This is a genomic window from Micromonospora sp. KC207, from assembly GCF_004348615.1.
Lineage (GTDB): Bacteria > Actinomycetota > Actinomycetes > Mycobacteriales > Micromonosporaceae > Micromonospora.
In genome coordinates this window covers 1-7,933 of sequence record NZ_SMKJ01000306.1, presented here as the reverse complement: position 1 = coordinate 7,933, position 7,933 = coordinate 1, and the positions used below count along the sequence as shown (strand labels likewise).

The window sequence follows — 7,933 nt, the reverse complement described above, 5'->3', positions numbered from 1 at the left end:
CCCCCACCCCGACCCCTCGCGATCCTGCACTTCGGGCCCCGGTGAAAGGGGCGGAAGCGGTGCGGCTGGGGGCCGCAACCGCGGCATCGCGGGAGGCGGGGGACCGCCAGGACAGGAGTGTGCGCTGATGCCGCAGGGGAAGCCTTCCGCCGTGCCCGCCGACGGGTTGACCACGCGGCAGCGGCGGCACCGGCCGCTGCTGATCGTCCACACCGGGCAGATGAAGGGCAAGTCCACCGCCGCGTTCGGGCTGGCGCTGCGCGCCTGGACCGCCGGGCTGCCGATCGGGGTGTTCCAGTTCGTCAAGAGCGCCAAGTGGCGGGTGGGGGAGGAGAACGCCTTCCGCGCCCTCGGCGAGGTGCACGAGCGCACCGGCCAGGGCGCCCCCGTGGCCTGGCACAAGATGGGTGAGGGCTGGTCGTGGATCCAGCGCGGCGGCGAGGCCGACCACGCCGCCGACGCCCTGGAGGGCTGGCGGCAGATCCAGCGCGACCTGGCCGCCCAGCGCTACGGCCTGTACGTGCTCGACGAGTTCACGTACCCGATGAAGTGGGGCTGGGTCGACGTCGACGAGGTCGTGGCGACCCTGGCGCGGCGGCCCGGCTTCCAGCACGTGGTGATCACCGGCCGCGACGCCGACCCCCGGCTCGTCGCCGCCGCCGATCTGGTCGCCGAGCTGACCAAGGTCAAGCACCCGATGGACGCCGGCCAGAAGGGCCAGAAGGGCATCGAGTGGTGAACACCGGATGGGCGCTGCCCCGGGTCGTGGTCGCAGCCCCGGCCAGCGGACACGGCAAGACCACCGTGGCCACCGGCCTGCTCGGCGCGCTGCGCCGCCGCGGCCTCACCGTCAGCCCGCACAAGGTCGGCCCCGACTACATCGACCCCGGCTACCACGGGCTCGCCGCCGGCCGCCCCGGCCGCAACCTCGACCCGTGGCTGGTCGGGCCGGAGCGCGTCGCGCCGCTGCTGCGCCACGGCGCGACCGTCCCCACGCCCGCCGACGTCGCCGTGATCGAGGGGGTGATGGGACTGCACGACGGCGCCGTCGGCCGCCGGGGGTACGCCTCCACGGCCCACGTCGCCACGCTCGTCGACGCCCCCGTGGTGCTGGTGCTCGACACCACCGCCCAGGGGCGCTCCGCCGCCGCGCTGGTGCTCGGCATGCGGGCGTTCGACGAGCGGGTGCGCGTCGGCGGGGTGATCCTCAACCGGGTCGGCTCCCCCCGGCACGAGACGCTGCTGCGCGACGCCCTAGCCGAGGTGGGGGTGCCGGTGCTCGGGGCGGTCAGCCGGGCGGTGGAGGTCGCCGCGCCGTCGCGGCACCTCGGCCTCGTGCCGGTCGCCGAGCGTGCCCCGCAGTCCCTGGCGATCGTGGCCGCCCTCACCGACCTGGTCGCCGCCACCGTCGACCTCGACGCGGTGCTCGACCTGGCCGGCAGCGCCCCGCCGCTGACCGCCCCGGCCTGGGACCCGGTCGCCGCCGTCGGGGGCCCGGCCACCGCCGCCGGCCCGACGGTCGCGGTCGCCGCCGGCCCGGCCTTCACCTTCTCGTACGCCGAGACGGCCGAACTCCTCGCGGCGGCCGGCGCGACCGTTGCCCCGTTCGACCCGCTGCGCGACCCCGGCCTGCCGGCCGGCACCCGCGCGGTGGTCATCGGCGGCGGCTTCCCCGAGGCGCACGCCGACGCCCTCGCCGGCAACGCCGCGCTCCGCGCCGAACTGGCCACGTTCGACGGGCCGGTCGTCGCCGAGTGCGCCGGACTGCTCTACCTGGGTCGCTCCCTCGACGGGACGCCGATGTGCGGACGGCTGGACCTGACCGCCCGGATGACCGGCCGACTCACCCTCGGCTACCGGGAGGCGGTGGCCGCCGCCGACTCCCCGGTGCACCGGGCCGGCGAGCGGGTACGCGGCCACGAGTTCCACCGCACCGTCACCGACCCCGGCCACGGCGACACCCCGGCGTGGCGCTGGGACGGCGCGGCGCACGGCTTCGTCGACGGCCGGGTACACGCCTCCTACCTGCACACCCACTGGGCCGGCCAGCCGCACGCCGCCCGCCGCCTCGTCGAGGCGTGCCGGTGAGCGCCTCGACCGCCCCCGCGTCGCCGTCCGGCGGGCCGGTGCTGACCGGGGTGGGGGTCGGGCCGGGCGACCCCGAGCTGCTGACGGTCAAGGCGGTGCGGCTGCTCCGCGAGGCCGACCTGGTGTTCGTCCCCGTGATGGCCGAGCGCTGCGACGCCCCGGCCAACCCCGACGGGAGCGGGACCGGCCCCGAAGTGGTGGACGGCGGCGGGCGGGCCGAGGGAACCATCCGGTCGTACGTGGACGACGGCCGGTTGCGGAGGCTGCCGTTCGCGCTCGACGACCGGGGCGGCGTCACCGCCCGCCGCCGGGCCGCCTGGGACGCCGCCGCCCGCGCCGTGGCCGCCGCGTTCGACGCCGGGGCGACCCGGGTCACGTTCGCCACCATCGGCGACCCGAACGTCTACTCCACCTTCGGGTACCTGGCGCAGGGCGTGCGCGCGCTGCGGCCGGCAGTGCGGGTCGACACGGTCCCCGGGATCACCGCCATGCAGGACCTGGCCGCCCGCAGCGGCACGGTGCTCTGCGAGGGGCGCGAGCCGCTGACCCTGCTGCCCGCCACCGCCGGCCCGGCGCTGTTCGCCGCCGCCCTGGCCGGGCCGGGGACGGTGGTCGCGTACAAGGGCTGGCGGCGGCACCCGGAGCTGGCGGCCGAGCTGCGCCGGCAGGGCCGCCTCGGCGACGCGGTGCTGGGCCGTTCGCTCGGCCTGCCCGGGGAGCGGATCGGCCCGGTGGACCCCGACGACGGCGACCTGCCGTACCTGTCGACGCTGCTCGTCCCGGCCCGCCGGGACACCTGGGGAGGCAAGCTGTGAGCACCGTACGAGACACCGACGCCGCACCGGCGACCACGGGGAAGGTGTGGTTCGTCGGGGCCGGGCCGGGCGCGGCCGACCTGCTCACCCTGCGCGCCGCCCGGGTGATCGGCACGGCCGACGTGGTGGTCTGGGCGGCGAGCCTGGTGCACGCCGACGTGCTCGCCCACGCCCGTGGCGACGCCGAGATCGTCGACTCCTCACAGCTACCGATGGAGGGGGTGCTCCCGCTCTACGAGCGGGCCGCCGCGCGGGGCCTGACCGTGGCGCGGATCCACTCCGGCGACCCGGCGCTGTGGGGGGCGGTGCAGGAGCAGCTCGACCTGTGCCGGGCCCTCGGGCTGGCCGTCGAGGTGGTGCCCGGGGTTTCCGCGTTCACCGCCGTCGCCGCGATCGTCGGCCGGGAGCTGACCATTCCCGAGGTCGCCCAGTCGGTGATCCTCACCCGGCTGGAGGGCGGGAAGACGCCGATGCCGCCCGGCGAGCGGATCCGCGACTTCGCCCGGCACGGCACCACCATGGCGCTGTTCCTCTCCGCCGCCCGGTCCGGGCAGGTGCAGGCCGAGCTGCTGGCCGGCGGGTACCCGGCGGACACCCCGGCCGTGGTGGCGTACCAGGCGACCTGGCCGGACGAGTTGGTGCTGCGCTGCACCGTCGGCACCCTGGAGGCGACCGTCAAGCAGCACCGGCTGTGGAAGCACACCCTGTTCCTGGTCGGGCCGGCGCTGGCCGCCGCCGGCACCCGCTCGCACCTGTACCACCCCGGGCACTTCCACACCTTCCGTCGGGCCGAGCCGACCGCCCGCGCGCAGCTACGCCGCCGCGGCGACGCCGCCGGCGCGGGCGGGGACGCCGAGCCCGGGACACCGGCCGCGCCGGGGCGGGCCGGATGACGTACCCCGAACCGGAGCTGCGCGAGCCGGACCTGCCGCGTACCGCGAAGGTTCGGCCCACCGCGTTGCGCACCGGCTGGACGACCGGCGCGTGCGCCACCGCGGCGGCGAAGGCCGCGGTGACCGCGCTGGTCACCGGCGTGCCGCAGCACCAGGTCGAGATCGGCCTGCCCGCCGGCCGCCGGGTGGTCTTCTCCGTCGCCCGGTGCGAGCTCACCGCGCCGCCCGGCGCGGGCGCGGAGGCGGTGGTGGTCAAGGACGCCGGGGACGACCCGGACGTCACCCACGGCGCGCACCTCACCGCCACCGTCGGCTGGCGCGACGAGCCCGGCCTCGACCTGGCCGGCGGGCCGGGCGTCGGCGTGGTCACGAAGCCGGGCCTCGGACTCGCCGTCGGCGGCCCGGCGATCAACGAGACCCCACGCCGCATGATCGGCCACGCCGTCGCCGAGGTGGTCGACCTGACCGAGGTCGGGGTACGGGTGGTGATCAGCGTCCCCGGCGGGGAGGTGATGGCCCGCAAGACCACCAACCGGCGGCTCGGCATCCTCGGCGGCATCTCCATCCTCGGCACCACCGGGATCGTCCGGCCCTTCTCGACGGCGTCCTGGCGGGCCAGCGTGGTGCAGGCCGTGCACGTGATGGCCGCCCAGGGGGAGCGGACGGTGGTGCTGTGCACCGGCGGGCGCACCGAACGGGCCGCCCGTGCCCTGCTGCCCGAGCTGCCCGAGGTGTGCTTCGTCGAGGTCGGCGACTTCACCGGCGCGGCCGTCACCGCCGCAGTCGGCGACGGCATGACCGAGGTGGCGTTCGTCGGAATGGCCGGCAAGCTGGCCAAGTTGGCCGCCGGGGTGCTCATGACCCACTACACCCGGTCCAGGGTGGACCTGTCGCTGCTCGGCGCGGTCACCGCCGAGGCCGGCGGGGAGCCGGCCCTGGTGGCCGAGGTGGTGGCGGCGAACACCGGCCGGCACGCGTACGAGCTGTGGCAGGCCGCCGGCCTGCTGCGCCCCGCTGGTGACCTGCTCTGCCAGCGGGTCCGCCAAGTCCTGCTGCGCTTCGCCGGGCACGCCGTCGACGTGGACGTGGCGATGGTCGACTTCGCCGGGGAGCACCTCGTCGCCTCATCGGGACGGTGGGCCGCGTGACCCGTGCCGAGGTACCGCTGGGCCGCGTGATTCGCGCCGACGGCCCGGAAGCCCGTGCCGCGCGGCCCGCCGACGTCCTCCTGACCGTCGTCGGGGTCGACGCGGCCGGCGCGCCGCCGCACCCCGCCGCCGCCGACGCCCTCGCCGGCGCGGGGCTGGCCGTCGGGGCGGCCCGGCACCTGGCCGCCGTCGCGCTGCCCCCCGGCTGCGCCACGGTCACCCTCGGACCCCTCGCCCCCGCGCTGGCCCGGCTCGCCGCCGCCGTCGCCGCCGGGACGCCGACGGTGGTGCTGGCCAGCGGGGACCCGGGGCTGTTCGGCATCGTCCGCCGGCTGCGCGCCGAAGGGCTGCCCCTGCGGGTGCTGCCCGCCGTGTCCAGCGTGGCCGCCGCGTTCGCCCGCGCCGGGCTGCCCTGGGACGGCGCGGCCGTGGTCAGCGCGCACGGCCGCGACCCGCGACCCGCGCTCAACGCCGCCCGGGCGCTGCCGGCGGTCGCCGTGCTCACCGCCCCCGGCGCGGGGGCCGCCGAGATCGGCGCGGGGCTGGTCGGCTGGCGCCGCCGGCTCGTCGTCGCCGAGCACCTCGGCACCCCGGCCGAGCGGATCGTCGAGACCACCCCGCTGGAGGCCGCCGCCACCGTCTGGGCCGACCCGCACGTGCTGCTCAGCCTCGCCGACCCGCCACCGGGCGACCCGCACGTGCCGTTCGGCCTCGCCGATGCTGCGGGCGCCGGCGCGGCGGCGCGCGCCGACAACCAGCCGGCCGCCGCGCCGGCCGGGGGTTGGGCGCTGCCCGAGGACGCGTACGCCCACCGCGACTCGATGATCACGAAGTCGGAGGTGCGGGCCCTCGCCGTGGCCCGGCTGCGCCCCCGCCTCGGCCGCCTCGTCTGGGACGTCGGCGCGGGCAGCGGCTCCGTCGGCGTCGAGTGCGCCCTGCTCGGCGCGGCCGTGATCGCCGTCGAACGCGACCCGGACGCCGTCGACCTGGTCCGGCGCAACGCCGCCGCGCACCGGGTTGACGTGCGCGTCGTCGCCGGCGCGGCCCCGGCGGCCCTGGCCGGGCTGCCCGACCCGGACGCCGCGTTCGTCGGCGGCGGTGGCCTGGCCGCGCTCGCCGCCGTGGTCACCCGCCGGCCCGCCCGGGTGGTGACGGCCCTCGCCGCCCTGGACCGGGTAGCCCCCGCCCTCGCCCTGCTACGCGGGCAGGGCTACCACGCCGAGGGCGTGCAGCTCTGCGCCGCCCGGCTGGCCGACCTGCCCGGCGGGTCGGTGCGGCTCGCCGCCACCAACCCGGTGTTCGTCCTCACCGCCGACCACCCACCCTCCACCGGAGAGCCCAGATGACCCGCATCGGACTCGTCGCGGCCACCGCCGCCGGCCGCCGGCACGCCCGCACCCTCGCCGCCGCGTGGCCGCAGGCCCGCCTCGTCGAGGCCGACACGGCCGGCGACGCGCTGCGCGCCGCGTTCACCGGGTACGACGCCGTGATCGCGTTCCTCGCCACCGGGGCGGTGGTGCGCATCCTCGCCCCGCTGCTGGGCGACAAGCGCACCGACCCGGCCGTCGTGGTCGTCGACGAGGCCGCCCGGCACGCCGTGGCGCTGCTCGGCGGGCACGCCGGGGGCGCGAACGCCCTCGCCGCCGACGTCGGCGCGCTGCTCGACGCCCGGCCGGTGGTCACCACCGCCACCGACGCGGTCGACCTGCCCGGCCTGGACACCCTCGGCTGGCCCGTCGAGGGGGCGGTGGCCGCCGTGAGCCGGGCAATCCTCGACGGCGAGCCGGTGCGGCTGCTCGCCGACGCGGCGTGGCCCCTGCCGGCCCTGCCGCCACACGTGCGCGTCGACGCTCCCGCCGGCGCGCACCGGCTGCTGGTCACCGACCGGGTGGTGCCGTCGGACGGGCGTACCGCCGTGCTCCGGCCGCCGTCGCTGGTCGTCGGCGTGGGCGGCAGCCGGGGCGTGCCCGCCGCGCAGGTGCGCGACCTGCTGGACCGGGTGCTCGCGGCCGCCGGCCTGAGCCCGGCCAGCGTTCGCTGCCTGGCCAGCGCCGACATCAAGGCCGACGAGGCGGGCATCCGGTCGACCGCCGACGCGCTCGGCGTACCCCTGGTGACGCATCCGGCGGCGGACCTGGCGGCCGTCGACGTGCCGCACCCCAGCGAGGTGGTCCGCGCGGCGGTCGGCACGCCCAGCGTCGCGGAGGCCGCCGCGCTGCTCGGCGAGCCCGGCCGGCGCGGCGACGCGGCGCTCGTCGCGCCGAAGACCGCGTCGGCGATGGCGACCGTCGCGGTGGCCCGGCACGCCCCGCGCGGCCGGCTGGCGATCGTCGGCCTCGGCCCCGGCGCGGCCGACCTGCGCACCCCCCGCGCGGTCGCCGAGCTGCGCCGCGCCGCCGTGGTCGTCGGCCTCGACCAGTACGTCGACCAGGTGCGCGACGTGCTGCGCCCCGGCACCCGGATCCTGGCCAGCGGCCTCGGCGCGGAGGAGGAACGGGCCCGCGCCGCCGTCGCCGAGGCCGTCGCCGGGCACGCCGTGGCGCTGGTCGGCTCCGGCGACGCCGGGGTGTACGCGATGGCCAGCCCCGCCCTGGAGTACGCCGACGACCGCATCGACGTCGTCGGGGTGCCCGGGGTGACCGCGGCGCTCGCCGCGTCGGCGCTGCTCGGCGCGCCGCTCGGCCACGACCACGCGTACCTGAGCCTGTCCGACCTGCACACCCCGTGGGCGGTCATCGAGCGGCGCGTCGTCGCCGCCGCCGAGGGGGACTTCGTGGCGCTGCTGTACAACCCGCGCAGCCGCGCCCGGGACTGGCAGCTCGCCGCCGCCCTGAAGACGTTCGCCGCGCACCGGCCACCGCAGACCCCGGTCGGGGTGGTGCGCAACGCCAGCCGGCCCGGCGAGCGGGTGCACCTGGCCACCCTGGCGACCCTCGACCCGGCCGTGGTCGACATGTACAGCGTGGTGGTCGTCGGCAGCAGCCAGACC

7 protein-coding genes are annotated in these 7,933 nt (G+C 78.2%); all 7 read left to right on the top strand.

Annotated elements, in window-relative coordinates; all coding sequences use genetic code 11:
* Positions 1 to 127 precede the first annotated feature (127 nt).
* The gene (cobO, locus tag E1258_RS27375; RefSeq protein ID WP_132406196.1) at positions 128 to 739 is read left to right on the top strand and encodes a cob(I)yrinic acid a,c-diamide adenosyltransferase; all 612 of its coding nucleotides are present in this window, start codon (positions 128 to 130) and stop codon (positions 737 to 739) included.
* Positions 733 to 2,088: a cobyrinate a,c-diamide synthase gene (locus E1258_RS27370; protein ID WP_132406194.1), complete on the top strand. Its 1,356-nt coding sequence runs from the start codon at positions 733 to 735 to the stop codon at positions 2,086 to 2,088. Before cobO ends, E1258_RS27370 begins: the two co-directional genes overlap by 7 nt.
* Before the next feature lie 38 nt (positions 2,089 to 2,126).
* Positions 2,127 to 2,903: a precorrin-2 C(20)-methyltransferase gene (cobI, locus tag E1258_RS27365; protein ID WP_132406200.1), complete on the top strand. Its 777-nt coding sequence runs from the start codon at positions 2,127 to 2,129 to the stop codon at positions 2,901 to 2,903.
* Complete coding sequence (gene cobM / locus E1258_RS27360; protein WP_243715724.1) at positions 2,900 to 3,796, top strand: precorrin-4 C(11)-methyltransferase; 897 nt, start codon at positions 2,900 to 2,902, stop codon at positions 3,794 to 3,796. Before cobI ends, cobM begins: the two co-directional genes overlap by 4 nt.
* Complete coding sequence (locus E1258_RS27355; RefSeq protein WP_132406192.1) at positions 3,793 to 4,944, top strand: cobalt-precorrin-5B (C(1))-methyltransferase; 1,152 nt, start codon at positions 3,793 to 3,795, stop codon at positions 4,942 to 4,944. The genes cobM and E1258_RS27355 overlap by 4 nt, the downstream gene beginning before the upstream one ends.
* Before the next feature lie 26 nt (positions 4,945 to 4,970).
* A complete protein-coding gene (cbiE, locus tag E1258_RS27350) occupies positions 4,971 to 6,290 on the top strand; it encodes a precorrin-6y C5,15-methyltransferase (decarboxylating) subunit CbiE (RefSeq protein ID WP_243715725.1) in 1,320 nt (439 codons plus the stop codon).
* A partial coding sequence (gene cobJ, locus E1258_RS27345; protein WP_132406189.1) for a precorrin-3B C(17)-methyltransferase occupies positions 6,287 to 7,933 on the top strand: 1,647 nt, incomplete at its 3' end. The genes cbiE and cobJ, both read left to right, overlap by 4 nt.

Bases quoted from the DNA above. Each gene is read 5' to 3' on its own strand.
- E1258_RS27355 (WP_132406192.1), top strand. From the start codon at position 3,793: ATGACGTACCCCGAACCGGAGCTGCGCGAGCCGGACCTGCCGCGTACC.
- cobO (WP_132406196.1), top strand. From the start codon at position 128: ATGCCGCAGGGGAAGCCTTCCGCCGTGCCCGCCGACGGGTTGACCACG.